Here is a 25,622-nt window from a genome sequence, read left to right as displayed (position 1 = left end):
CCCCGCGGAAAACTGGTGACATTGGAATACGCGAGCCCACCAGTACCGCCGGTTCGTACACTGCGAGGGTGGAAGACCATGCGGCCACCAGGGTCTATGCACGTCCGGCGCCCGCCTTGCGGGAGTACGTCGACTCGTATGTCGGCTTCGACCTCCGCGGGTTCCCGAGGGGGGTGCACTGCGGCCCGCCGAGCCGCGCGCTCACTGCGGTGATCAGCCTGTCAGATCCTTTGGAGGTGGCGGCGGGCGTTGACGACGGGTCACCGGTCACCCGATTCGGCAGCGTGGCCGGCGGTCTGATGTGCCGGTCCGTCGCGATTCACCACGACGGACGCCAGCAAGGTGTTCAGGTGTCACTGACACCGCTCGGAGCCCGGGCCATCTACGGCATGCCCGCCGCCGAGCTCGCCCACCGACTGGTCCCGCTTGACGAGCTTCTCGGAGCGCTGGCCGTCGAGCTGGTCGACCGGCTCCGATCGGCGACAACATGGGCGGCGCGGTTCACCGCGCTGGACGAATTGCTCCTCCGAGCTGTCGGCCGTGGCGCCTGCGGCGACCATGTGCGCTGGGTGCGCCCCGAGGTAGCGGAGGCATGGCGCCGCCTCGTCGCCGCGCGAGGTTGCGTCCAGGTTGGTGCGGTCGCCGCGGAACTCGGCTGGAGCCGTCGGTACCTCACCGAGCGGTTTCGCGGTGAGGTGGGCCTGTCACCGAAGACCTTCGCCCGGGTTTTGCGCTTCGAGCACGCGCACGAACTGGCCACCATGCACGACCCGCTTCCGTGGGCTGATGTGGCGACCGTCTCCGGCTACGCCGACCAGGCCCATCTCGTCCGGGACTGGAGCGAGTTCACGGGCCGATCACCGACAGCATGGCGTCGCGGCGAAGTCCTGCTCGGGACCGGGTAGTCGCCGACCGGCCGTCCATCGCGTCGGCTCTGTTCCCTTTCCTTCAAGACCACCCTATTGCTGTCCTGTGACCATCGTCGGCATGAGACTCGTCAATCACGAACCCAACGCCATTGACCTGCGGACCACCCCAGTGCACCTCGGGCTGGGGTCGAGAGCGAAACCCGTCGAGGGCTTCGCCTGGGACCCGGAGGTGCTCCATGCCTACAGCGCCGCAGTCGCGGCGGACGGCGCCGAGGGCCGGATGGTGACGATCTTCGACGGCGACGGCCTCGGCGACCATTGGGAGCGCCACCCCGCCGGCGACGAACTGGTCGTCTGCCTCAGCGGGTCGGTGACGGTCACCCGCGATGTGGACAGAGTGCCCGACCGGGTTGTGCTCGGGCCAGGTGAGGCCACTGTCAACCCGGCCGGGACATGGCACGCGGTCGACATGGCGGGACCGGCGTCCATCCTGACCATCACCGCTGGCCTCGGCACCGACCACCGTCCCCGGACCGGGGCCCGCCCGACCGAGCACGTCGGCACGTCCGGCCCGCCAACGCCGTGACGACCCGTGTCGCGTGCCTCGGCGACAGCCTCACCCGCGCACAACTCAGCGTCGACTACCTGGACCTTCTCGAACGACGCCGACCCCCCGGCGACGTACGGCTCACCCGCTTCGGCGTCAACGGCGACTTCGCCCACAACCTCTCACGGCGCCTTGATGCCGTCGTCGCGGATTCACCCGACGTGATCACCGTGCTGATCGGGACCAACGACGCCCGAGCGAGCCTCGCCGGCTACCCCGTCGAGCGGGCCATGAAGCGCAAACAACTCCCCCAGCGTCCGTCGGCCGGCTGGTTCCAGCAGTGCCTGGGAGCCGTGGTCGAACGGCTGCGAACGCAGACCGACGCGACGATCGCTCTCCTGTCCCTGCCGGTCCTCGGCCAACAACTCGACGGAGCCGCGGCGCGGGCATCACAGGCGTACAGCCGCATGATCGCCGAGGTCGCCGCCACCAACGACGCGACCTACCTCCCGCTCCACGAACGCCAGACCGAGGAACTACGCCAGGCGGACCCGCCGCCGATCCCCTACCGGGACCCGACGCCCGCCGCGAGCGTCAGCGTCCTCGCCCGGCATGCCTTGCTGCGCCGCAGCCTCGACACGATCTCGCGGCGCCGGGGTCTCGTGCTCACGACCGACCACGTCCATCAGAACAGCCGCGGTGCCGCCCTTGTCGCCGAGGTCATCGACACCTGGCTCCCAACCCGGAGCACGTAGCCGGTTCCGGCGGCGGCCCCTTTCCTGCGTATTCGGTTCCCACCCCTACCGGGCAGGCAACGACAACCGGACAGCAAGGTGCCCCAGGCTCATGGTTTCGAGGCCGACCTGTGGACCCTGGAACGAGTCGGCGCGGTCGTCACCCGGGCCACGGGGGTGGAGTTGTCGAGGGCGGCTGCTGACCGGCCGGCTCGGGTGGAGCCTGCAACGGCCCGGGCGGCGGGCGGTCGAGCGGGACGAGCCGGAGATCGCCCGCTGGATCGCGCACGAGTGGCCGCGCATCAAAGGGGCCGGGGACACACGTGCCTGGATCGTCTTCCTCGACGAACCAGGCGTCTTTCCATTCCCTTCAGATCCGCCGCACCTACGCGCCCCGAGAGCGGACTCCGCTACTGCGGCACCGTGTCGCATGCGGGACCGCAGGGGTGAGGAGCCGCATCGCTTTTCTATCAGCGAACGCCCAATAACTAACGCAGGGAGTATTCTCAGCAGTCAAGAGCTTTCAGTAGCGAACGCTATTTAAATCCGATCTCGGCAGCAGCAAGGGGTCGGCAATGGCGGCACGCGGACGGCCCCGCGCCTTCGACCGGGACGCGGCGCGCGAACGGGCGATGCACGTCTTCTGGGAGCGCGGATACGAGGCGACGACGATGGCCGAGCTCACCGAGGCCATGGGCATCCGGCCGCCGAGCCTGTACGCCGCCTTCGGCTCGAAGGAGGGCCTGTTCCGCGAGGCGGTCGAGCTGTACCGGCCGGACCGACGGCACGGTCAGCCGCGAGGCGCTGGCCGAGGCACCCACGGCCCGCGAGGGTGTGCACGGGGCGCTGCGCTGCAACGTCATGGGCTACACGGACCCGGCCAAGCCGCGCGGCTGCATGATCGTCCTCGCGGCCACCAACTGCACCCCGGAGAACGAGGGCGTCCGCACCCTGCTCGCCGAGGACCGCCGGGCGACGGAGCGGAGGTTCCGGGAGCGCGTGGAGCGGGGCATCGCGGAGGGCGACGTACCGGCCGGCACCGACAGCGGCACGCTGGCCGCCTGCCACGCGACCGTCCTCTTCGACCTCTCCGTCCAGGCGAAGGACGGCGTCCCGCGCGGCGAACTGCTCGCCGTCGTGGACGCCTCCGTCGCGGCCTGGGACACCCTCACGGCACCGGGTCCTGAGAGGTTTCACAGGGCCGGGCAGCGGGGGTGAGATGCCGTTCGTCGTCCGGTGACAACGGGTTCAAGGCCCGGGGTCCGTCCCGGCGTGTGGAACGATCGTCGCGTTGCACAGCGCGGAGAGGGGAAGCCATGGTCGGCCGGGCCGAAGACCACAGCGATGACGCGAACAGCGCCGGGGGCGCGCAGCCGGTGAGCAGTACGGAGGGGTCTGCCGGTCTGGGAGTCACCGTGGCCGAGCGGCTGCGCCGCGTTCAGGGGAGTCTGTCCCGGGCCGAGGTGAAGATCGCCCGGGAGCTGACGGCCAACTACCCGGCGGCCGGGCTGGACTCCGCGTCAGGGCTGGCCTCCCAGGCGGGAGTCAGCGCACCTACCGTTGTGCGCTTCGTCGCACGCCTCGGGTTCGACGGCTACCGGCAGTTCCAGCAGTCGTTGCGTGAGGAGGTGCAGGCGCGCCAGGCGTCGCCACTGACCCTCGCGCCGGTGATCGGCGCCGACTCACCGACCTCCGAGCTCGTGGAAGCGGCCCGGCGGGTGGGCAGCGCCGCGCTGGGGCAGACGTTCACAGCGCTGCCCGAGCAGGAATTCGACCGCGCGGTGGGTCTGATCTGTGACCCGGGCAAGAGGATCGCATGCTTCGGCGGCCGGTTCTCCCAGCTCCTGGCCGAGTACCTCGATCTGCACCTGCGGTTGCTGCGCCCCGGAACTGTCGTGCACACCCCCTCACCGGGGCGGGATGCGGGGTTCCGGGTCGATGTGGGTCGGCGGGACGTGTGTGTGGTCTTCGACTTCCGCCGCTATCAGGACGACACCGTGGAGCTGGCCCGGCACGCCTGTGAGCGGGGGGCGAAGATCGTGCTCTTCACGGATCCGTGGCTGTCGCCCGCAGCCGAGTTCGCCGATGTGGTGCTCCCCGCGCGGGTCGAGGCGCCCAGTCCGTTCGACAGCATCGTGGCGCCGTTGGCGCTGGTCGAGACCGTGGTCGCTGCTGTGCACGCGCGCCTGGGCCAGGCAGCCGAAGAGCGGCTGCGGGAGGCTGAGAATACATGGCGGGGCGGGGGACGGTGATCGACCGGATGAAAAATTTGTTTCATCACCCCCATTGACGTCGATCGTGCAATGAATATTTCATGAGGGTGTCCCCGGGCCGCATCCCGCGGCCCCCTCTGCTCGGGAGTACCTCGTGCCCGATCACCCTCACACTCCTCGCAAACTCCGCTTGTGGGAGGCGTTGGCCCTCTCCGTCGGCCTCATGGGCCCCACCCTGGCCATGGGTATCAACGGCGCAGGCGTCGCGGCCACAGTGGGCAAAGCGGTGCCGCTCGTCTTCCTGCTCGGCCTCCTCGGTGTCGCCGTCGTCGGCTACGGCTTCTGGCGACTGACCCAGAACTTCCACCACGCCGGATCCGTCTACGCACTGGCCGGGGCCACCATCGGCCCCCGGGCCGGATTCTTCGGCGGCTTCGCCCTGCTGGGTACCTACCTCGCCTTCCTCGTGTGCACCCTCGCAGCGACGGGAGTGTTCGCCCACTCGTTCCTGCACGCCCTCGGTGTGACGTCCACCGGCCCCTGGATCGCCGTGGCGCTCATCGCCGGCGTCGGTGTCACCGTGCTCAACTCACGTGACACCCGGATCACCGCCCGCACCCTGCTGATCGTCGAGGGCATCGGCATCGTGGCCATGCTGCTGCTCGCAGCCGTCGTGCTCGGGCGCACCGGCACCGGGTCGGCCCCGCGCCACCAGTCGATCGACCTGTCGGTGTTCACACCCGGCGCGGCCAGCTACGGCGCCGTGATGACCGCGACCGTCTTCGCCTTCTTGTCCTGGGCCGGATTCGAGGCATGCGCGTCCCTGGGCGAGGAGACCGACAACCCCCGGCGCAACATCCCCCGTGCCCTGGCGGGCAGCGTGCTGCTCACCGGTGCCCTGTACGTGCTGATGATGTTCGTCCAGACCATCGGCTTCGGCACCGACGACAACGGCGTAAGCGCCTTCGCCGAGGCGGAATCGGCGCTGGTGACGCTCTCCGGAAGCTACATAGGGACCTGGTTCTCGCTCGTTGTCGCCTTCACCGCCGTGGCCTCCGCCTTCGCCGCCGCGCTGTCCTCGTCCGCCGCAGCCTCCCGCATGGTCCTCGCCCTGGCCCGCGACGGTTTCGGACCGGCGGCGCTGGCCAGGACCGACCCCGCCACCGGCGCACCCACCAGGGCCCTGTGGCTGTGCGGCGCCGTGGGAGGGGTATCGACCGTGGTCATGTACGGCCTGGGCACCTCCGCGTTCGACACCTACTACTGGTACGCGACCATCGGCGTGCTGTGCGTCCTGGTGGTCTACGCCCTCGCCGGAATCGGCGTGATGGTCTTCACCCTCTCCGGCCGCGGCAGCATCCCCAAACGCGAACTGCCCATCCCCCTCATCGGCTTGGGGTATCTCTGCTTCGTCCTCTACAAGCAGGTCGTGGGGCAGAGCGCGCCCTACACCTACTTCCCCTGGGTCGCCGGCGCCTGGTGCCTGACCGGTGTCGCCATCATCCTGCTCGCGCCCTCGCTCGCACGGCGCATCGGCACCCGCCTCACGAGTGAGCTGAACGGGACCGCCGGCGCCGAAGGGAAAGAAGAGGGACACGGCCCTGAGCCGATCGCTGACAACACAAAGGTGACTTCATGACCTCCCTCGCCGACGGCTCCACCACGGTCTTCGTCGCCACCTGCGACCTGGCCGGGCTGGTACGGGGCCGATCAGTACCCTCTGCCGCGCACGACGCGGTCCTGCGCAGCGGCACCGGCTGGGTCCCCGCGAACCTCGCGATCTCCTCGTTCGGGCCGATCGCCCCCGACAACGTCTTCGGCTCCCGGGGTGACCTCCGACTTGTCCCCGACGCCGCCACGGCGGTCGGCATACCGGCCGATGGCGCCGACCCCGGTATGCAGCTCTACCTCGCCGACCAGACCCTGCCGGACGGGCAGCCCTGGGCGTGCTGTCCGCGCACCTTCCTGCGCGACGCCCTGACAGAGCTGCGCGAACGCACCGGGCTTGAGGTCGTCGCGGCCTTCGAGCACGAATTCGTCCTCGGCGCACTGCCCGAGAGCGCCCCGTTCTCGCTGCGCCGCTTCCGGGACGCCGAGCCCTTCGGCACGGATCTGGTGCGGCTGCTGGAACACGTGGGGCTGGAGCCGGAGACCTGGATTCCGGAGTACGGCGACGGCCAGTTCGAGCTCACTCTGCGTCCCGCCGAAGCGCTGGTCGCGGCCGACCGCGCCGTCCTTCTCAAGGAGCTCGTCCGTGACCTGGCCCGGCGCAGAGGGCTGCCCGTCACCTTCGCCCCCCTCCTCGCCGGGGACGGGGTCGGAAACGGGGTGCACATCCATCTGAGTCTGCGCGACGCTTCCGGGCGCCCCGCCCTCTACGACCCGCAGCGCCCCGGACGGCTCTCCACCACCGGTGCCCGGTTCAGCGCCGGGGTACTGGCCCACGCCCCCGCCCTCGTGGGACTGACCGCACCCAGTCCGGTGTCGTTCCTGCGCCTGACGCCGCACCGCTGGAGCGTCGGCGGCGTGTACCTGGCCGAGCACAACCGCGAGGCGCTGCTGCGCATCTGCCCCACCACCGCACTGGGCGGCTCCGACCCCGGCGCCCAGTTCAACCTCGAATACCGGGCTGCCGACGCCACCGCCAACCCCTGGCTCGCTCTGGGAGCCCTGATCCGCGCCGGTCTGGCGGGCCTCACCGGCACCTACGACGAGCCCACCGTGTGGTCGGAGGAGACCGACGAATCCGAGCTCGCCCACCTCCCGCCCCTGCCCGCGAGCCTCGACGAGGCCCTGGACGAGCTGGAGAAGGATCAGACCGTCCGCTCCTGGTTCGACCCCCAGCTCCTGGCCACCCACCTGTCCGTCAAACGGTCCGAACTCGCCCAGCTCGACGGCCTGGACGACGCGGAGCGCATCCAGAGAGTACGGAATGTCTACTGACCTGCTCATCGACGAGATCGAACAGCTTCCTCTCGTCGACCATCACGTACACGGCGCCCTGCGTGACGAAGTCGACCGTGCCGCACTGGAGCAGCTGCTCACCGAGTCCGACCGTCCGGTCCCCACGTGGATGACGCAGTTCGACTCGCAGCTCGGCTTCGCAGTCCGCCGCTGGTGCGCTCCCGTTCTCGGCCTCGCACCGCACGCCGATCCCGGGGCCTATCTGGCCCGGCGCCGCGAACTCGGCACGGACGAGGTCAACCGCAGGCTGCTGCGGGCCTCCGGCGTCGGCCGCTACCTGCTGGAGACCGGCTACAAGGGGGAGGACATCCTCGACGTCCCCGGCATGGCCACCGTCTCCGGCCGTCGCGTCGATGAGGTGGTGCGCCTGGAGACCGTGCTGGAAGACGTGGTGCGGGCCGGCGTCACAGCCGCAGCGCTCCCCGACCGGTTCCGCGAGACTCTGGCCGCGCGCACGGCCACCGCTGTCGGTCTCAAGAGCATCATCGCCTACCGATACGGCTTCGACTTCGATCCCGGACGCCCTCATGACGTCGAGGTGGCCGCCGCCGCGGACACCTGGTTCGCCGCGTGCGAGGACACCGGCACCATCCGCGTCGACGATCCGGTCCTGCTGCGCTTCATCCTGTGGTGCGGTGTCGACCGCGGTCTGCCGATCCAGCTGCACGCCGGGTACGGTGACCCGGACGTCGAGCTCCATCGGTGCGACCCGCTGCTGCTCACCCGCTTCATCAAGAACGTGGAACCGCACGGCACCGACCTCTTGCTGCTGCACTGCTATCCCTTCCAGCGCAACGCGGGCTATCTCGCCCAGGTCTTCCCGCACGTCTACTTCGATGTCGGCCTCGGCGTCAACTACACCGGGGCGCGGTCCGACGCCGTCATCGCCGAGTCCCTGGAACTCGCCCCCTTCGCCAAGATCCTCTTCTCCTCGGACGCCTGGGGCCCGCCGGAACTGCACTACCTCGGAGCCCTGTTGTGGCGCCGCGGCATGGGCAGAGCCCTCACCAGGTGGACCGACAGCGGGGAATGGGACGTGGCGGACGCCCGCAGGGTGGTGCGCATGATCGGCCACGACAACGCCTGTCGCGTCTACGGGCTGGAGACCCCGGAATGAACGAACACCACCTCGCCGCGCTGTCCGCCGCGCTGGAGGAGGAACTGCCGGCCGCTGTGGAGTTGCGTCACCGCATCCACGCACGCCCCTGCCTGTCCGGTGCCGAAGCTCCCACCCGCGATCTCGTGCTCGCGGCACTGCCCGCAGGCTCCACCACCAAGGTCGCCGATACCGGGGCCGTCGTCCGGGTCGGCGGTCCTGGCCCGGCCGTCGCCGTACGCGGGGAGCTCGACGCGCTCGCCGTGCAGGAGTCAACGGGTGCACTCTGGACGTCCGAACACCCGGGCATCATGCACGCCTGCGGGCACGACGTGCACCTGGCCGCGCTCACCGCTCTCGCCCGCGCCGTCGAGCGCGTCGGTGGCCCGGCCCCGCTGCTGGCGGTACTGCAACCGAGGGAGGAGACCTACCCTTCCGGCGCCCAGAGCATCGTCGAAGACGGTGTCCTCGACCGCGAGCACTGCCGGGCCGTGATCGGGGCACACGTCCAGCCGCTGCTGTCGGCCGGCGCCGTCGCCTGCACTCCCGGGGGCGTCAACGCCTCGGCCGACGAGTTCACCATCGAAGTGCGGGGCCGCGGCGGCCACGCCGCCTATCCGCACCTCACCCGCGACCCCGTCGTCGCCCTGGCCCACATCGTCGTCGCCCTGCAGAGCCTGGTCAGCCGGGGCACCGACCCCATGTCACACGCCGTGCTCAGTGTCGGGACCCTCGCAGCCGGTACCGCCGCCAACGTCATTCCCGGCACCGCCGAAGCCCGCGGCACGCTGCGGGCGCTGGACGGCGGCGACCGCGAGACCCTGCACCGACGGCTGGCCCGGACCGCGGAGTTGGTGGCGCAGACCCAGGGTTGCACCGCGGAGGTGACCATCGACCACGGAGAGCCCGTACTCCACAACGACGAGGAGCTGGCAGCCGCGGCCCTGCCCGTGCTCGGCAGCCTCGGTCTGCGTGCCGCCGACAGCCTGCGGTCCGCCGGCTCGGACGACTTCTCCTTCTTCTGTGAACGCCTGCCCTCGCTGATGTTGTTCGTGGGGACGCACGGGGGCGCCGAACAGCTGCACTCACCCACCTTCCTGCCCGCCGACGCGCGGATACGGGACGTCGGCCGCGCCCTGCTCGCCGGCTACCTTGCCGCGGCCGAAGTGACCGTTTGACCCCTCCCCGACCCCTCATTCAGGACAAGGACTCCGTCATGGCCACCACCGGTACACACCCCCGCCCGCACATCCACCCCGCGCCCGGCGACACCACCGGGCATCACCTGTCCCTGGCCGAGACGGCCATCGCCCACAACTACCACCCCCTTCCGGTAGTGCTGGCTTCCGGCGAGGGCGCGTGGGTCAGCGATGTCGAAGGCCGCCGCTACCTGGACTGCCTCGCCGGATACTCGGCTCTCAACTTCGGCCACGGCCACCCCGGGCTGCTGGCCGCGGCCCGCGAGCAGCTGGAACGCCTCACCCTGACCAGCAGGGCCTTCCACAACGACCGGCTCGGCCCCTTCTGCCGGGACCTGGCCGACCTCGCGGGCATGGACACGGTCCTGCCAATGAACACAGGCGCCGAGGCCGTCGAAACCGCCATCAAGGTCGCCCGCAAATGGGGTGGCGAACGCAAGGGCGTCGCCCCGGACCGCGCCACCATCATCGTCGCCGACGGCAACTTCCACGGACGCACCACCACGATCGTCAGCTTCTCCTCCGACCCCGTCGCCCGCGACGGATTCGGCCCCTTCACGCCCGGCTTCCGCACGGTCCCCTACGGCGATGCCGCGGCCCTGGAAAGCGCCGTCGACGAGACCACCGTGGCCGTGCTGCTCGAACCCATTCAGGGCGAAGCCGGAGTACTCATCCCCCCGCCGGGCTACCTCCAGCGGGTCCGGGACATATGCGGTCGCGCGAACGTGCTCTTCATCGCCGACGAGATCCAGTCGGGACTGGGCCGGACCGGCACCACGTTCGCCTGCGAGGCAGAGGACGTCACCCCCGACATCTACGTGCTCGGCAAGGCTCTCGGTGGCGGAATCGTGCCCGTCTCCGCCGTCGTCTCCCGGGAAGACGTCCTCAGTGTGATCCGCCCCGGCAGCCACGGCTCCACCTTCGGCGGCAACCCCTTGGCCGCCGCAGTCGGGCACGCCGTCGTCGAACTGCTGCGCAGCGGCGAGTACCAGGCGCGCGCGGCCGAGCAGGGCAAGCAGCTGCGCGAACGGCTCGAAGCCCTGATCGGACATGGCGTCGTCGCCGTCCGGTCCCGCGGGCTGTGGGCCGGGATCGACATCGACCCCGCCCGCATGACCGGGCGCCAGGCATGCGAAGGACTTCTGGCCCGGTCCGTCCTCGCCAAGGACACCCACGGCTCCACCATCCGGCTCGCCCCACCCCTCACCGTCGACGCCGGTGAACTCGACTGGATGTGCATGCAGTTGGCCGAGGTGCTCACCGGCACTGGAGGGCAGGGTCAGTGACCTGAGCCGGCTGGCAAAGGGCGTCGGCCCATGGGGCCTCAGCGCTGGTAGAGGCCGACGATGTTGCCGCTCGCCAGCGCCGCGCCGTGCGCCGCACGGTGCACGTCCTCGGCTGAGGCGTTGTCGGGGACCCGTACGGGGTCGGGCAGCGCGTACAGCCGGAAGAAGCAGCCGGTGCGCCTCATCCCCCGCGGGCGGCTGCGGGCCCCCCAGCCGCTGGAGCCGAAGCCGTTGGTGAGAGGCGTGCCGCCCCGCGGCGTCTCGCCGGGCTCCACCGACCGCACGTCAGGGTCGATCCCGGTCACCCAATGCAAGCCTCAGAAAGGGGGCCGTCCCACTTTTGCGTGAGAACGGGTTCTGCGAACGAGTCCGGGTGCGGCGGGGGTCTGGCGGCCCGTGAATGATCTTGCTCGCGCAAAGGGTCGTTTGCGAGAGCCGCTCTGGACTGTTCGTCCAATGTGGACGTATGGTCCAGTCGTGGAGGACGCCGAAGAGAGCACAGATCACCGGGTCCGGCTGTGGGCGCCCGTGGGGCAGGCCGTCGCGCTCCTGCTCGGCCCGTATGCCGAGGTGGTGCTGCACGACCCGGAGACCGACCGGATCCTTGCGATCTGGAATCCGATGGGCTCCCGAAGTCCGGGGGATCCCTCGCTGCTGGGCGAGCTGGACGGACTGGACCCGTCGGCGCGGGATGTGTTCGGCCCGTACGGGAAGCTGCTCGCGGACGGCCGGCGGCTGTCGTCGGTCAGCGCGGTCCTGCGCGAGCCGGACGGGAAGGCCGCCGCGGTGCTGTGCGTCAACCTCGACCGCACGCCGCTGGAACAGGCCGCAGCTGTGCTGTCCGCGTTCGGTGCCCCCACGGTGCCCCGGCCGGAGCCGTTGTTCGAGCAGGACTGGAACGAGCGCGTTCAGCACATCGTCGGCGCGTACGTGCGCGAGTGCGGCCGCCCCGTCGAGCGGCTGACCCGCGTCGACCGCCTGGCCGTCCTGGCCCGCCTGGACGAGGCCAAGATCTTCGCCGTGCGCCGCGCCAACCCCGTCGTCGCCGCCGCCCTGCGCGTCTCCCGCTCCACCCTCTACAGCCTGCTGGCCGAACTCCGAGCATCCAGCACGAAGGACCACACCCCATGACCCGCCTGCCCGACTTCCGCCTGGAAACCTACTTCTTGCTGGGAGTTCACCGCACGTCACCACCTGACCGCCTCCGACGTGCAGACCATGACCCTCGGCGAGCTGCTCGCCCTAGGAGGTCGAGCGTCGCCAGCGCCAGTAGCGTCGCGGGGAGGACGACGGCGGTCGTCGGGGCGAGCGGAGCGAGGTCCGCCGGGACGGGGCGAGGTGGTGGAGCCGGTGTGGCGCCGCACGGATACCACCCGGCCAGCGGTGTGGCAGCCGAGCTGCCAAGAAGCGGGTCATGGGAACGGTCATGGCAGGGGCTGGTGCTCCACTCGGAACTCCGGGTGCAGCCGCCGCCTGTGGTCCACCGTGCGCGTCTCACCGGTGAGCCGAAGCCTGGCCGTCAGTCGCGGGTCGGTGCTGGAGGCGCTGAGCCGCAGGTGCAGTTCGCCCGGTTCGACGACGCGATGTCCGTCGCGGCCCGTGAACGACGCGAGGTCGGCCGGTACGGTCACCCGCACCCGCGCCGCCGCACCGGGCGCCAGCTCGAGACGTACGTAGCCGACGAGGCGCTGCTCTGGCTGGACGACCGAGGCGACGGGATCGTGCAGATAGAGCTGGACGATCTCGGTGCCGGTGCGTGTGCCGGTGTTGCGTACGGTGCAGGCCAGCGCGAACTCACCGTCCGTACCGGCCTCTTCCGCTGGCACGTCGAGCTGTGACCAGGCGAAGGTGGTGTAGGTCAGTCCGTGTCCGAAGCCGAAGGCCGGTGCCGGGTCGATGCTGGAGACGTCGCTGGTGTGGCCGAGCCGGGCTGCGAGATAGGTGGCGGGCTGCGCGTCGGGCAGCTTCGGCACGCTGATGGGCAGCCGTCCCGAGGGGGCGACCCGTCCGCTGAGGACGGAGGCAAGTGCCCGCGTTCCCTCCTCGCCGGGGAAGAAGGTCTGTACGACGGCGGCGGCCCGTGCAGCCGCGCTGCCCAGGGCATAGGGTCGGCCGGCCAGGAGTGTGACGATGACCGGTTTTCCTGTGTCCAGGAGTGTGTCGAGCAGTTCTTGCTGGGCCCCGGGCAAGGCCAGGGAACCGGCGTCGCAGCCCTCGCCGCTGGTGCCCCGGCCGAAGAGTCCCGCCCGGTCCCCCAACGCGGCGATCACCAGGTCGGCTCCGCGAGCCAGCTGTGCGGCATCAGCGAAGCCGTCCGTGTCGCGGCAGTCGACACTCGTGCCCGGCGCGCTGACGATCTCGCTGCCGGTGAACTCGGCCGCCAGGGCCTCGCGCACGGTCGGCAGGTCGATGCCGAGCGGTTTGTGCGGGTGCTGGGTGCCGACGTGGACGGGGAAGGAGTAGCAGCCGAGCACCGCTGTCGGCACGTCGGCGTTGGGTCCGATGAGCGCGATGCGGGCCGGCGCGGCATCCGCCGTGAGGGGCAGTGTGCCGTCGTTGTGGAGCAGGACGACGGCACGCTCTGCGACGCGGCGTGCCAGCGCGCGGTTGGCGGGGGTGTCGAGGTCCACGGTGCCACGCGGGTCCGCGTCGTCCGTGCCCGCGTCCGGCCTGTCCGAGTTCGCTTCGGCGGCTGCGGCCGTCCCGGCGAGCGCGGACGGCACCGGGTCCCAGTCCGCGTCGAGGAGGCCCAGCTGGGCTTTCTGAGTCAGGACCCGGCGCACGGCTCTGTCCACGAGGGCTTCGGGCACGACGCCGTCCCGGACAGCGCGGCGCAGCGGCTCACCGAATGCCTTCACAGTGGGGAGTTCCACATCGACCCCGGCCGTGAGTGCCCGCGCTGCGGCTTCGCCGAGGCTGCCCGCGACGCCGTGCAGCGTCCTGAGGAATGCGATCCCGAAGTAGTCGGCGACGACGGTCCCGTCGAACCCCCAGGTTTCGCGCAGCAGCCCGGTCAACAGACGTTCGTCGGCCGCCGAGGGGATGCCGTCGGTGTCGGTGTAGGCGTGCATCACCGACCGTGCACCGCTCTCGCGTACGGCCATCTCGAACGGTGGCAGGATGACGTCGGCGCGCTCGCGGGGCCCCATGGCGACGGGCGCGAGGTTGCGCCCCGCGCGGGAGGCGGAGTATCCGGCGAAGTGTTTGAGGGTGGCGACGATGCCCGCGGACTCCAGTCCGCGCACGTAGGAGGTGCCGATGGTGCCGACGAGGTAGGGGTCCTCGCCGATGGTCTCCTCGACGCGGCCCCAGCGGGCGTCGCGCACAACGTCGAGGACCGGGGCGAGACCCTGGTGGACGCCGACCGCACGCAGGTCACGGCCGATCGCCGCGGCCATGTCCTGGATCAGCGCGGGGTCGAAGGTGGCGCCCCAGGAGAGCGGTACGGGGTAGGCGGTCGCGCCCCAGGTGACGAAGCCGGCGAGGCATTCCTCGTGAGCCAGGGCCGGTATGCCGAACCGGTTCGCGTCGGCGATCCTGCGCTGGGCCCGTAGCAGCGCGAGGGCGCCCAGCGCGGCGTCGACGGGGGCTGTCCCGAAGGGCCGGGTCAGCTGTCCCAGCCCGTATGGCAGCAGGTCATCGAGCTGGACGGGGTCTTCCATGTCGTGCTGGTGCGGGGCGACTTCGGACCCTTCGTCGGTGGTGCCGACCCACACCCCGACGAGCTGGGCGGTTTTCTCCTCCAGTGTCATCTCGGCGAGCAGGGCGTCGGCCCGCTCCTGCGGAGTGCGGCCCTTGTCCCTCCACAGCGGGACATGGGACTCCTCGGGGCGTGCGGTCTCTACTGTCACGTGGCCGGTCACTTTCCTCCGACGCCCATCAGCCCTTGGACCAGGGCACGGCGGGCGAACAGATAGACGAGCAGGATGGGAAGCATGGACAGGACGACCGCGGCGAACAGCCCCGGGGTGTCTACTCCGTGTTCGGTCTGGAAGTCGTAGAGCCCCAGCGTGATCACCTTCGTCTCCGCCGACTGGGTGAGCACCAAGGGAAAGAGGAATCCGTTCCACGCCTGGAGCGCGGAGAAGACGACGATCGTCGACATGCCGCCGCGGGACAGTGGCAGCACCAGACGGAAGAAGATCCGGCGGGGTGAGGCGCCGTCCACGGTCATCGCCTCGTACAGATCAGGGGTGATGTCGCGCATCGTCCCGGTGAGGACCAGCGCGCACACGGGCATGGCGAAGGCGGCGGTCGGCAGGATGACGCCGACGAGGTTGTCGTAGAGCCCCGCCTTGCTGATGACGTAGAACATGGGCACGATCACGGCCTGCGACGGGATGGCGAGGCCGAGCAGGAAGATCCGGAAGACGGTGTTCGTCAGCCGGCTGCGGCTGCGGACGATGGCGTAGGAGAGCGGGGGCACCAGGAGCAGGACGATGCCCACTACGCACACGGTGACGATCAGAGTGTTCAGGAAGTACTGCCCGAAGCCGCTCTCGGTGTTGTCGAGGTTCTTGAGGTAGTTGTCGAGCGTGAAGCTGTCCGGCAGCGCCAGTGGACCGTTCTCGGCGTAGCCGGAGCGCGACTGGAATGTGGCGGTCAGCATCACGTACAGCGGCAGCCCGACCAGGAAGAGCCACACCAGGGACCCGAAGCCGGCGAGGTAGTTGGGACGGCGCTTGATCACAGGCCCTCCATCGTGCTGCGCATCTTGCCGTAGCCCGACAGGCGCACCATGATCAGCGAGATGAACGTGGCGACGAGGACCAGCAGCACACCGATCGCCGAGGCGGTTCCGTAGTCGAAGCTCTTGAATGCCTGCTGGTACATGTAGAAGGCGCTGATCGTGGTGTCGGTACCCGGGCCGCCCTGGGTGAGGATGAGAACGGTCTCGAAGGTCGTCAGGCCGCCCACCACCATAAGGATCATCGAGGTGATGATGCTGTTGCGCAGTTGAGGCAGCGTGATGTGGAAGAACTGCCGCACCGTGCCCGCGCCGTCGATCCGCGCCGCCTGGTAGAGCACCTGCGGCACGGCGCGCGCCGCGCCCTGGTAGATGAGCGTGTGCAGCGGGGTGAACTGCCAGGCACTGACGAAGACGAGGACGCCGATGGCGCTGCTTTGCACGCCGAACAGGTTGCCGTCGCCGAACAGCCAGGCCGCCTGCGCCGGCACCCCGAAGTTTGGGTCGAGTACGGCGCGCCACAGTACCGAGACGGCAGTGGCTGACAGCAGCAGCGGCACGAAGTAGATCGCCGACAGGACGGCCCTGTTGCGCTGGTGGCCTGCGGCCCAGACGCCGAGCAGGATGCTGAGCGGGGTCTGGATGGCGACCCCGAGCACCGTGAGCAGAACGCTGAGCCAGAGGCTCTTGAGCATGACGGGGTCGTCGAGCAGCTTCTTCCAGTTGTCGAGTCCGACGAACTCCGGTTCGCTCAGCCCGTCCCAGCTGCTGAGGGAGAGCGCGGCGACCAGGACGAGCGGGACGAGCGCGAACAGAGCGAAGAAGACGGCGGCGGGTGCCGCCCAGGCGGAACCCGGGCGGCTTGCCCCGGTGCCGGTGCCGGAGCGGCCTGGTGGCCGTCCGCCCGATGCTGCCTGGCGGCGTTGCGTGGCTGGTGGGGTGAGGCTGGTGGTCGTCATGGCGTGATCCAAGTCAGGGGGCCGACGCGCGGTCAGAAGGTGGGCAGGGCCTGCATCGCCTTGATGAAGCCGTCCTCGTCGAGCCCTCCGTTGAGGAACCGCTGTAGGGCCTGGTACATGGATGTCGTCGCCTTCTGCGGGTACGCCTGGTCCCAGGAGAGCTGGAAGGCCGGGGCCTTCTTGACCAGGTCGTACTGGAAGTGCGCGAAGTGGGGGCTGGCGGCGGTGTCCAGGAACTTCTCGGTGTTCGTTGTGGTGGGCAGGTTGCCGACACCCAGCTGTGCCTTGACGAACTTGTCCGAGTACTGGAGCTTCAGGAACTCCGCGACGGCCTCGGGGTGCTTCGTCTTCTTCAGGACGGAATAGAAGTTGTTGGTGTTCCCGACGAGGTTCCGGGGGTCGCCCTTACCGCCTTCGACGGTGGGGAAGGCGCTGTAGCCGAGGTTCTTCTCGGCGAATTCCGGATGTGAGTCCTGCTGGGTGGCGTACTCCCAGGAACCCATCAGTTCGAATGCCGCCTTGCCGTTGGCCAGGAGAGTGGGCGAGCCCTGGTCGGTGAACTTCACCGAGTCGTAGTTCGTGCCGAAGGCTCCGGCGTCGACCAGGTCCCGGAGCATGCCGAGGGCCTTCCTGCTCCCGGCGCCGGTCCAGGCGTCCTTGTCCCCGTCGAGGGCTTTCCGGAACAGCCCCGGTCCTGCCACTCGGTCGTAGAGGTACTCGAACCACATGAGGGTGGGCCACTTGTCCCCACCGCCCAGGGCGATCGGTGTGACACCTTCGGCCTTCAGTTTTCTGACGGCGGCCAGCAGGTCCTCCCAGGTCTCCGGCTGCCGGACGCCGGCGTCCTTGAGTACCTTCTTGTTACTGAAGAGCAGCACGGGCTGGGTGCCGCGCATGGGGATGCCGTACGCCTTGCCGTCCACCACGGCGCTGTTGAACACCGAGGGCAGGAACTTCTTCTTCAGGCCGGGGTCCTTGGCGATGAAGTCGTCCAGCGGCAGCAGCAGCCCCGCCTCGACGAACGGTTTGATGCTGCCGCCGCCCCAGTTGAAGAAGATGTCGGGTGCCTGCTTGCTGTTGATGATCGTCTGAAGCTTGGCCTGGTAGTCGGCGCCCGGGATGGTGTCCAGCACCGCCTTGACGTCCGAGGTCTTGTTGAAGTCGGCGATGAGCTGCTTCTCCACCTTGTTCGTGGCATCGCCGTAGACCAGGACGTGGATCTTGCCGTCATCCCCGCCCGCCGATCCGGTGCCTCCCCCGCACGCGGACAGGGAAAGCATCAGGGCCAGAGCTGCGCCACCGGCAGAGGACCTCGGGAACCGTGCGCGTCGCCTCATCGCATCGCCTCTCGAAAATATTTCGACGCTATCATCGAAACTTATTGCGTCGGGACGCTAGAGTGCGGCTCGCAGAGGGTCAACCCCCACTCACTCAGTTACCAACTCGTTATGCTGCGGCGGGAGATGAGCGTGGCTTATGCTCCTCCCCATGCGCGATGACGAGGAGTTGGGCCGCATCACCCTGGCCCAGGTGGCCGAGAAGGCCGGTGTCTCCATTTCGACAGTTTCGAAGGTGCTCAACGGGCGACAGGACGTCGCCACCCCTACACGGGTCAAGGTGGAGCGTCTGCTGGAGACCCATGCCTATCGGCGCACCACACGTGCGGCCCGGGAGGCACCTCTCATCGAACTCGTCTTCCACGAACTCGACAGCATCTGGGCCATGGAGCTGATCCGCGGCGTGGAGAACGCCGCCAAGGCCCACCAAGCCAGCGTGGTCCTCACCGAGAGCGGCACCCGGCACGCTCCCGGCCCCGAGTGGATCGAGGGGGTGCTGCAACGCAGGCCGCTCGGCGTGGTGCTCGTCTTCTCCGCGCTTCCGGCCGAGGTCAAGCAGCAGTTGCACTCTCGTGCCATCCCGTTCGTCATCATCGATCCGGCCGGGGACCCCGACCCCGACGTGCCCTCGGTCGGCTCCGCGAACTGGAGCGGAGGGGTCGCGGCGACACGGCACCTCATCGAATCCGGGCACCGCCGCATCGGCATCATCACCGGCCCCGACGACATGCTCTGCTCCCTGGCCCGCCTCGACGGATACCGCTCGGCGATGAGCATGGCGGGACTGGAGACCGACCCGGCCCTCGTCCGGTACGGGGACTTCCATGTCGAGGGCGGCTACGACCAGGCCATGAAGCTGCTCGCCCTCCCCGAGCGGCCGACCGCCGTCTTCGCAGGCAGCGATCTTCAGGCGCTGGGCACCCTGGAGGCCGCACGGGTCCGCGGCCTGCGCGTCCCGCACGATCTATCCGTGGTCGGCTACGACGACGTCCCCGTCGCCCGGTGGTCCAGCCCAGCGCTCACGACCGTGCACCAGCCGCTGCGGCAGATGGCCGAGGAGGCCGTCCATATGCTGCTGCGCCTGCGCGCACAGGAACCAGTGACCACCAGACTGGAACTGGCCACCAGCCTGATCGTCAGGAAGAGCACGGCGCCGCCTCCGCCCCAGTGAGCTCAGAAAGGTGAGAGGCTGTCACACCACGCGACACCACGCGCGCAGCCAACAGGAGTGTCCACCCGTTACGTTGACTTCATGCTCTGGCTGCAGGGCGCGGTGACACTCTCAGTGAGGCGATCTGCCCGGCCTTGGCGGGCTGAGGGGCACCGGCCCGGACGATCTCGCTGTGAGGCGGCCAGGATCCGCTTGCCCCTACAAGGCGCGCCGTCTCCCATGCGCCATCGCCGCAGTCACCACCCGGCATGGATCGGGATCGGTGTCAGTGCTGGGCCGACGCCCAGTCCTCTACCCACTCATTCACGCAGTTGACGCTCATGTCAGTGTCGTCGGCGATACGGATCACGACACCTGTGGGCTCCTCGGACTCCTCCCCTCCCGGCAGGTCGGACATCCTGTCGATCCGGACATGGCGGCCCCGGTCCCTGCCGGACGCAATGCGTCCCACCACGCCGAAACAGCGAGTGGCGCCCGCATGCTTCGCGATGATCTCGGAACGGTCAGGCACCGCCGTCACCTGGAGACGCTCCGCTGACCCGGAGAGGTACAGGTCCACCGGAACGCGGCGGCCGAACAGCTCAACCAGGGCCTTGGCCTGCGTGGAACCGATCGGCTCTGTGATCACTGCCTGCAGTGTCATGAAAGGGCCGTCAGTGACAGTGACGACGACTCCGCATCCGATGGATGGGCCGGGCACGAGCTCTCCTCTCCTCCCCCGCAACCGAGCATTGTGCGCCCGAGGCGGGTATCTGGGGGCCGGAGGGCCAGGGGAGCCGCCTGGGACACGCTGTGGTGCGGGCCCTTCGGGGATTGCTCCGGCCATTGTGAGCGCGGCCATCCAGTCTCCGACCCGGCACCCGAACACGCCACCACCGACCAGCGACTCCGGAGCACCTGGCAGGAACCGCACCTCGCCTTCCGCGTTCGTGGCACGTAGAGGGCGCACGTTGAAGGGCTGGTCCATGCCCGAGGCCGTCGCCGCGGCGGCCGAATGGCAGGCTACCGTGGCAGCGTGATCGATGTTGAGGTGGGCGTGCCGCGCCGTTGTGGCGCCTGATCCGGGCGATGCCGATCGGCGACGTTGCACGCCAGGACCGGACCGCCATCCTCACCGCGGTGGAGGAAGCCGGCGCCGACGCCGCCCGGCGCCTGCTGGAACTCGAACCGAACGAACTGGTCTCCGCCGCCATTGGGCTGGAGCCGCGCCCAGGTGCTCAAACGCGTCAAACACAGCGCACTACAGGGCATCGCTGCGTTCGGGCTGTTGCCCCTGGCGGCGGACGAGACGGTCCTCGACCGCTACCTGGCGTTGCGCGAATCCGCGAACAAAGGCGCCAAGCTGAGACCCGGGCTACCAGGAACTTCAGGCAGTCAGTTCAGACGGTCGGCCTCCCACGGCCGCTCCACCACACGGCCCGGCCTGGGAGAGCGAGTCAGTAGCACAACCGTGCGGCGACCATCTGCGGTGCCTCCACGGGATCCCGGCCACGACCCGGACCACGGGGACCTCGGCCCGGTGCGCGGATATCTCACCGCTCAGCCTCTGCTCGGACGGCGAGAGCACCGTCTCATCCGTCTCGGACAGGCGCCGCCCTGCCGCTCGGGTTCGATGGCCGGCCCGAAGCTGCCGTCGGTCTCCGGGGGCACGCTGACCTCGACGGGGCCGGCAAGCGGGCCCGGACTTGAGGCGGCGGGGCGCTCAGCCGGTCTCTGCTGCCGAGTCGCTGCGGGTTCCATCGTCACCCCGCTCGTGGGCTCCGCGGCAGCTGTTGACTCAGCGAAGGACAAGCACCTCCAGCGTGCGGGGGCCGTGCACGCCCGCCACCCGTTCAAGTTCGATGTCGCTGGTTACCGAGGGGCCGGAGACGAAAGTCAGTGGCCGCTGCGGGTCCAGCCAGGACAGCGCCTCCGGCAGCGAGGCAACCACCTGGTCGGCTCGCAACATGCACAGGCGGCGCTCCGGCACCAGCGTTGCCGCTCGACGGCCCTGACCGGGGCCACCGTCCAACACGGGAGTGCCGGTGACCGCGATCGCCACCGCCGCAGTGTAGGCGGACACCGCCGCCAACAACGCCGCAGCGGGCAGCAGCGCACCATCAGCACGGCCAGGCCGACCACACTGACCGACGGGTACCGGCGCCGCACCAGCACCAGCCCGACGCCGCCTGCTCCCAGGCACAGCGCAGTCACCCCGCCGGCCGCCGAGCCGGGGTCGAGCTCTGCCTCAGCCTTGCAGAGGAACGAGACGAGCACTCCAGCCGCAATCGCCTCGACCGCTGCCCGGCACAGATGCCGTCCCCCCGGCCCCCGGGCCCCGCGAAGACGCTCTGGTGGGGACGGCTCTCGGCGGATGACGGAGCGCTGGACACCATGACGTCGATTATCGGCTGCCCCGCCTCCGCTTTCCTGCTACCTGAGGTGGAGCACTCTTCTACCCGAAGGCAGAGCCGGGCCCGCCGCTGGGCAGAGTCGAGTGCCCAGCGGGCCGGCGCCGGTATGGACCGGACACACAGCCTCACTGTCGGGCGAGGGTTCAGCAGACGCTCTGCGCGCCCTTGGGCTTGTCCATCAGGAAGCCGGGCGGGGGCCGCATCCGCATAGTCGCCCATGAGTTTGACGATGACGTCCAGGAGCACGCTCTTGCCATCCTTGCCCTGGCCGTAGAGGAAGCCGAGGACCTGGGCGCCGACGCCGCCGCCCGACGGAAGCGCTGACACCTCAAGATCATTACATTCCCGAGCATGTCTGTGCCCGTCACAGCGTCACCCACCAGACGCGTGCAGGGCTCGACGCGCCACGAGTCGAACCGACACAGATCGTCGACTGATTGATTCTCACTGGTCTGGTCGCTGCCCCGGTCCTGCATAGGGTTCCAAGAAGACGGCACGGCGGCATTTGTGCACTCGATCTGTTGCCGCGCCGAGTGTTGTTCAGGACGTCCAGGAGAGAAGGAAGCACACCCCTATGCGCGCCCTTGTGGTGGATCACAGTGAGGCCGGACCCGTCCGGTTCGCCGACGTCGATGAGCCCGTACCGTCCGCCGGTGAGACGTTGGTTGAGATACGGCACATCGGTCTCAACTTCGGAGAGCTGAATTACGTGCACCAGTGGCCGGCCGGCGCTGTGCACGGTCGCGACGCGGCCGGCGTCGTGGTGCGCGCCGCATCCGATGGCTCCGGGCCGCCCGAAGGTACGCGCGTCGCAGTGGGAATGGCTCCGCACGCGTGGGCGGAGCGGGTGGCAGTCAGCCCTGCCTCGCTCGGCACCGTCCCCGAGGGCGTGGACCTGGCCGACGCCGCCGCGCTGGGGATCGCCGGAGTCACGAGGGGGCAAGCGTATCCTCCTCGATGACCTGCCCCTTGGGGGGTGGACGAAGGCCAGCTTGCCGAAGGTGGCCTCATCTTCGCAGCTTTGAGGTGTGGCGGTCGTGTACAGGCACTGGTAGGCCCCCCGGGGGGAGGCGCGGGCCTGTCGTGGACGATCGCCCACGGCTTCGATGCGAGACGGGCAGTACGGTGATCCTCGTCCACGATGGCCAGGCGGAAGCCGACCAATCGCTGCCCGAACGCCCCGGCCGACGCCCGTTCCCGGTGACTTCGGGCGGCGGGCGACCTCGTAGGCGATGGGGTCTTTCCCGAGCCTGGGACTACGATCACCTGGGTGCACGGACCGTCTGCGGGGATGCCGGGCGGGGTACAGCGGTGACGTCCTCGGCTCGACTGGTCCCACCGGCCATCCAGAGGTGCTCTCGCGCCGGAGGTGACCGACGGGGTGCAGGGCTCCCCCGTTCCCTCAGGTCCGCATCCCGCGGTGATCACTCATCGGCGACGCTCGGAGTGGACGCCTCGAACGAAGCGTCGCCGTTGAGGTAGCGTCCCGGGGAAGTGCCGACGGTTCGCCGGAACGCCGCGAGGAAGGCACTCGGTGTCGCGTATCCCACGGTATGTGCAACCCGGGAAACGGATCGGCCCTCAGCGAGGAGGGGAAGGGCGGCACGCAGCCGCGCATGGGTCCGCCAGCGGTCGAAGTTCATGCCGGTGTCATGGACGAACAGCCGGGTCAGGGTGCGTCGGCTCACCCCGACGGACCGTGCGTGTGCCGCAAGGCTCCGCGGGTCCGCGGGGTTGGTGAGCAGCGCGTCGGCCACTGCGCGTACGCGGTCGTCGGCGGGGTCCGGCACATCGATGGGCGTGGCCGGCAGCGGGCGCAGCAGATCCAGCACAACCGCCTCGGCCCGTAGCCGCGCGTCATCGGGAAGGTTCTCGCGGCTGAGGTAGGCGATCAGGTGGGCCAGCAGCCCGTCGATGCCAACCGGTGTGGGTTCTGTCCAGTCCTGGTCGCATCTATCCGGTTCGAAGTAGAGGCTGCACAGCACCGCTTCGCGGGTCGCGCCGGTCCGGTGGACGACCCCCGCAGGCAGCCACAGCGCCCGTGTGGGCGGCAGAACCCAGTAGGCGTCGTCGACAGCGACGCCGAGCACTCCGCGCCGCGCCCAGGCCAACTGGTGCTGCGGGTGGCTGTGCGGGATGAACCACTGCCCGGGCGCCAACGGAAAGGTTCCGACGATGATTGCGCCCACCCCGGCCGGGACAGCCCCAACGACGGCATCGGTCATGCTCCCAAGCCTATGTCCCCAATGCGCTACGACGTGGCCTCGTAGCGCATCGCGGTCAACACGGCCGGTGCATAGCGTCGTCCCATGCCGATCAGTCATCCGCGCCACGGGCGCTGCCACCGTTCCCACAGGCGTTCCCACAGGACGCTCACGAGGACAGGACGCTTGGCATGATGTCGGTATCAACCACGGCCACTGCCAAAGCCGTTGGGCACCGCAGGCCGGCCCTGGCAGTGCTGTGCCTCGTGCAGTTCATGCTCGTCCTCGACGACAACGTGGTGAGCGTCGCGCTCCCCAGCATGCGCAATGAGCTCGGCTTCAGCCCCACGGGCCTGGCCTGGGTCGTCAACGCCTATTTCCTCGCCTTCGGCGGGCTGTTGCTGCTGTTCGGCCGCATGGCCGACCTGCTGGGCCGCAGACGCGTCTTCCTGACCGGGGTGGCGCTGTTCGGTGCGGCGAGCCTCATCTGCGGGACCGCGCAGGAGCCCTGGCAGCTCGTGGCCGGGCGGTTCGTCCAGGGCGCGGGAGCGGCCATGGCCAGCCCGGCCGCGCTGGCACTGATCACACTCCTGTTTCCCGGCACCGAGGAGCGTGCCAAGGCGTTCGGCATCTGGGGAGGTGTCGCGGCTCTGGGCGGCACGCTGGGGCTGGTGATCTCCGGCGTGCTGACCGGCCTCGCGTCCTGGCGCTGGATCTTCCTGATCAATGTGCCGGTGGCCCTTGCGGCCGTTGCGCTGCTCCCGCGCCTTGTCCCCGAGAGCCGGGCCGTGCGCGCGGCACGTCTCGATGCACCAGGCGCGGTACTCGGCACCGGCGCTGTGGTGTCCCTGGTCTACGGACTGCTCCGGACCGGGGAATCAGGCTGGGGCGACACGGCGGCTGTCGGGCCCCTGGTTCTGGCCGTGTTCCTGGCCGTCGCCTTCGTCGCGGTCGAGGCACGCACCGCCGAGCCACTGGTGCCGGTCTCGTTCCTGTCCTTCCGCATCCGCGCCGTCGCCAATGGGGCGACCCTGCTGTTCTCCGCCGCCATGTACGCGATGGCCTTCCTGCTGATGGTGCACCTGCAGACCGTGCTGGGCTACCGCCCGCTCACGGCCGGCCTCGCCTACCTGCCCTACGGTGCCGGCATTCTTACGGGTATGTGGCTCTCCTCCCGGGCGGTGGTCAGGCTCGGCTTGCGCCCGGCCCTCGTCATGTCGTTCCTGATCAGCGTGGCCGGGCTGCTGCTGCTTTCCGGAGTGGCGCCGAGCGACGGCTACGCCTCCGGAGTGCTGCCCGGCATGCTCGTCACGAGCCTGGGATGCGGACTGGGTCTGCCCGCCCTGACCGTCGCCGCGCTCACGGGCACCACCGAGGAGAACGCCGGGCTCGGCTCGGCCGTCCTGAATTCCGTTCAACAAGTCGGCGGCGCAGTGGGGGTGGCGGTGCTTGTCGCTCTGGCCACGCACCGCAGCGACGCCCTGGCCGCGCAGGGCGCCCCCCTGCGCGCCGCGACGGAAGGCTTCTCACTCGCGCTCACCGTCGCTGCCGCCCTCCTCGCTCTCGGCGCTGTCCTCATAGCCACCCTGCTCGGGAAGAACCACCGCCCAGAAGCCGAACTCGACGCCGGATGAGCTCCGGCCCACCGTACGTAGCCCCGCACCTCACGGAGGGTGGTTCTGACCGTCCTCCAGCACGCGGCCGCCCAGATCAGCCGCGCCCTGGCCCACGCGATAGAGCCCGGCACCGAGCGAGCCCGTCACCAAGCGAGCCAGGGGGCCCCAGGAGCAGCACGCTGCTCTGTGGCACCACTGGCAGCCCGGGCCGACGGCGGTTCCATCGCAACCGACCTGGTCGATCAGCACCGCGCCTGGAACGACGCCGAATGGGCAGAACGTGAGGGCCGCCAATGCCCCAGCTCTCCTTCTGCGTCACGATCCCCCCTTTGCCGCTGTCTGCTCAT

At 69.6% G+C, this 25,622-nt stretch carries 20 protein-coding genes and 4 pseudogenes; 16 read left to right on the top strand and 8 right to left on the bottom strand.

Features of this window, described 5'->3' with window-relative positions; translation table 11 throughout:
• The first annotated feature begins 68 nt into the window (after positions 1–68).
• The 12 genes and pseudogenes from JW592_RS07420 (at position 69) to rocD (ending at position 10,908) form a co-directional block, all read left to right on the top strand.
• Positions 69–905 carry an AraC family transcriptional regulator gene (locus JW592_RS07420; RefSeq protein WP_209264139.1) on the top strand — a complete coding sequence of 279 codons (837 nt, stop codon included), beginning with the start codon at positions 69–71 and terminating at the stop codon, positions 903–905.
• Between the two features lie 82 nt (positions 906–987).
• Complete coding sequence (locus tag JW592_RS07415; protein WP_209264096.1) at positions 988–1,455, top strand: cupin domain-containing protein; 468 nt, start codon at positions 988–990, stop codon at positions 1,453–1,455.
• Entirely contained in the window at positions 1,452–2,171 is a 720-nt protein-coding gene (locus tag JW592_RS07410; RefSeq protein ID WP_209264095.1) for an SGNH/GDSL hydrolase family protein, read from the top strand. Before JW592_RS07415 ends, JW592_RS07410 begins: the two co-directional genes overlap by 4 nt.
• A 91-nt stretch (positions 2,172–2,262) precedes the next feature.
• Positions 2,263–2,694 carry a winged helix-turn-helix domain-containing protein gene (locus JW592_RS33560; RefSeq protein ID WP_209264094.1) on the top strand — a complete coding sequence of 144 codons (432 nt, stop codon included), beginning with the start codon at positions 2,263–2,265 and terminating at the stop codon, positions 2,692–2,694.
• Positions 2,695–2,725: 31 nt separating this feature from the next.
• Positions 2,726–2,848, top strand: a pseudogene (locus JW592_RS33315) (TetR family transcriptional regulator); the annotation flags it as partial.
• Between the two features lie 163 nt (positions 2,849–3,011).
• Positions 3,012–3,368, top strand: coding sequence for a TetR family transcriptional regulator C-terminal domain-containing protein (locus tag JW592_RS33310; protein WP_307805321.1), 357 nt, complete (start codon positions 3,012–3,014; stop codon positions 3,366–3,368).
• Positions 3,369–3,466: 98 nt separating this feature from the next.
• Positions 3,467–4,402, top strand: coding sequence for a MurR/RpiR family transcriptional regulator (locus JW592_RS07395; protein ID WP_229375298.1), 936 nt, complete (start codon positions 3,467–3,469; stop codon positions 4,400–4,402).
• A gap of 115 nt (positions 4,403–4,517) precedes the next feature.
• Positions 4,518–6,002, top strand: coding sequence for an APC family permease (locus JW592_RS07390; protein WP_307805316.1), 1,485 nt, complete (start codon positions 4,518–4,520; stop codon positions 6,000–6,002).
• Positions 5,999–7,306, top strand: coding sequence for a glutamine synthetase family protein (locus JW592_RS07385; protein ID WP_209264093.1), 1,308 nt, complete (start codon positions 5,999–6,001; stop codon positions 7,304–7,306). The genes JW592_RS07390 and JW592_RS07385 overlap by 4 nt, the downstream gene beginning before the upstream one ends.
• Positions 7,296–8,444 (top strand): amidohydrolase family protein, encoded by a 1,149-nt coding sequence (locus tag JW592_RS07380; RefSeq protein WP_209264092.1) that lies wholly within the window; start codon positions 7,296–7,298, stop codon positions 8,442–8,444. Before JW592_RS07385 ends, JW592_RS07380 begins: the two co-directional genes overlap by 11 nt.
• Positions 8,441–9,601 (top strand): M20 metallopeptidase family protein, encoded by a 1,161-nt coding sequence (locus JW592_RS07375; protein ID WP_209264091.1) that lies wholly within the window; start codon positions 8,441–8,443, stop codon positions 9,599–9,601. Before JW592_RS07380 ends, JW592_RS07375 begins: the two co-directional genes overlap by 4 nt.
• A gap of 38 nt (positions 9,602–9,639) precedes the next feature.
• Positions 9,640–10,908, top strand: coding sequence for an ornithine--oxo-acid transaminase (gene rocD, locus JW592_RS07370; protein WP_209264090.1), 1,269 nt, complete (start codon positions 9,640–9,642; stop codon positions 10,906–10,908).
• Positions 10,909–10,946: 38 nt separating this feature from the next.
• Here rocD and JW592_RS07365 read toward each other — a convergent pair whose 3' ends face one another.
• Positions 10,947–11,213, bottom strand: a complete 267-nt coding sequence (locus JW592_RS07365; RefSeq protein WP_209264089.1) for a YbhB/YbcL family Raf kinase inhibitor-like protein — start codon at positions 11,211–11,213, stop codon at positions 10,947–10,949.
• A 172-nt stretch (positions 11,214–11,385) separates the two neighbouring features.
• Between JW592_RS07365 and JW592_RS07360 the strand changes: the two genes are divergently transcribed.
• Positions 11,386–12,039 carry a helix-turn-helix transcriptional regulator gene (locus tag JW592_RS07360; RefSeq protein ID WP_209264088.1) on the top strand — a complete coding sequence of 218 codons (654 nt, stop codon included), beginning with the start codon at positions 11,386–11,388 and terminating at the stop codon, positions 12,037–12,039.
• Between the two features lie 293 nt (positions 12,040–12,332).
• Here JW592_RS07360 and JW592_RS07355 read toward each other — a convergent pair whose 3' ends face one another.
• From JW592_RS07355 to JW592_RS07340, 4 genes are read right to left on the bottom strand one after another with little or no spacing between them, the layout of a single operon-like run.
• The gene (locus JW592_RS07355) at positions 12,333–14,717 is read right to left on the bottom strand and encodes a beta-xylosidase/alpha-l-arabinosidase (protein WP_443742754.1); all 2,385 of its coding nucleotides are present in this window, start codon (positions 14,715–14,717) and stop codon (positions 12,333–12,335) included.
• 50 nt (positions 14,718–14,767) lie between these two features.
• Positions 14,768–15,598 (bottom strand): carbohydrate ABC transporter permease, encoded by an 831-nt coding sequence (locus JW592_RS07350; protein ID WP_307805315.1) that lies wholly within the window; start codon positions 15,596–15,598, stop codon positions 14,768–14,770.
• On the bottom strand, positions 15,595–16,554 hold the full coding sequence (locus tag JW592_RS07345; protein ID WP_209264087.1) for a carbohydrate ABC transporter permease: 960 nt from the start codon (positions 16,552–16,554) through the stop codon (positions 15,595–15,597). Before JW592_RS07345 ends, JW592_RS07350 begins: the two co-directional genes overlap by 4 nt.
• A gap of 32 nt (positions 16,555–16,586) precedes the next feature.
• Positions 16,587–17,891 (bottom strand): ABC transporter substrate-binding protein, encoded by a 1,305-nt coding sequence (locus JW592_RS07340; protein ID WP_209264086.1) that lies wholly within the window; start codon positions 17,889–17,891, stop codon positions 16,587–16,589.
• Between the two features lie 139 nt (positions 17,892–18,030).
• On the opposite strand from JW592_RS07340, the gene JW592_RS07335 reads away from it, so the two are divergent.
• Complete coding sequence (locus tag JW592_RS07335) at positions 18,031–19,062, top strand: LacI family DNA-binding transcriptional regulator (RefSeq protein WP_209264085.1); 1,032 nt, start codon at positions 18,031–18,033, stop codon at positions 19,060–19,062.
• Between the two features lie 550 nt (positions 19,063–19,612).
• On the opposite strand, the pseudogene nusG reads toward JW592_RS07335, so the two are convergent.
• Positions 19,613–19,738, bottom strand: a pseudogene (gene nusG, locus JW592_RS33555) (transcription termination/antitermination protein NusG); the annotation flags it as partial.
• A gap of 1,101 nt (positions 19,739–20,839) precedes the next feature.
• A pseudogene (locus JW592_RS07325) lies at positions 20,840–21,109 on the bottom strand (LUD domain-containing protein); the annotation flags it as partial.
• 920 nt (positions 21,110–22,029) lie between these two features.
• On the opposite strand from JW592_RS07325, the pseudogene JW592_RS07320 reads away from it, so the two are divergent.
• A pseudogene (locus tag JW592_RS07320) lies at positions 22,030–22,389 on the top strand (alcohol dehydrogenase catalytic domain-containing protein); the annotation flags it as partial.
• Between the two features lie 490 nt (positions 22,390–22,879).
• On the opposite strand, the gene JW592_RS07315 reads toward JW592_RS07320, so the two are convergent.
• Positions 22,880–23,680 carry an AraC family transcriptional regulator gene (locus JW592_RS07315; RefSeq protein WP_209264082.1) on the bottom strand — a complete coding sequence of 267 codons (801 nt, stop codon included), beginning with the start codon at positions 23,678–23,680 and terminating at the stop codon, positions 22,880–22,882.
• A 170-nt stretch (positions 23,681–23,850) separates the two neighbouring features.
• Between JW592_RS07315 and JW592_RS07310 the strand changes: the two genes are divergently transcribed.
• Complete coding sequence (locus JW592_RS07310; protein ID WP_209264081.1) at positions 23,851–25,293, top strand: MFS transporter; 1,443 nt, start codon at positions 23,851–23,853, stop codon at positions 25,291–25,293.
• Positions 25,294–25,622 lie beyond the last annotated feature (329 nt).

This window comes from Streptomyces spirodelae (assembly GCF_017676385.1).
GTDB lineage: Bacteria > Actinomycetota > Actinomycetes > Streptomycetales > Streptomycetaceae > Streptomyces > Streptomyces spirodelae.
The sequence above is the reverse complement of the archived record's forward strand: the minus strand, read 5'-3'. Positions and strand labels throughout refer to the sequence as shown.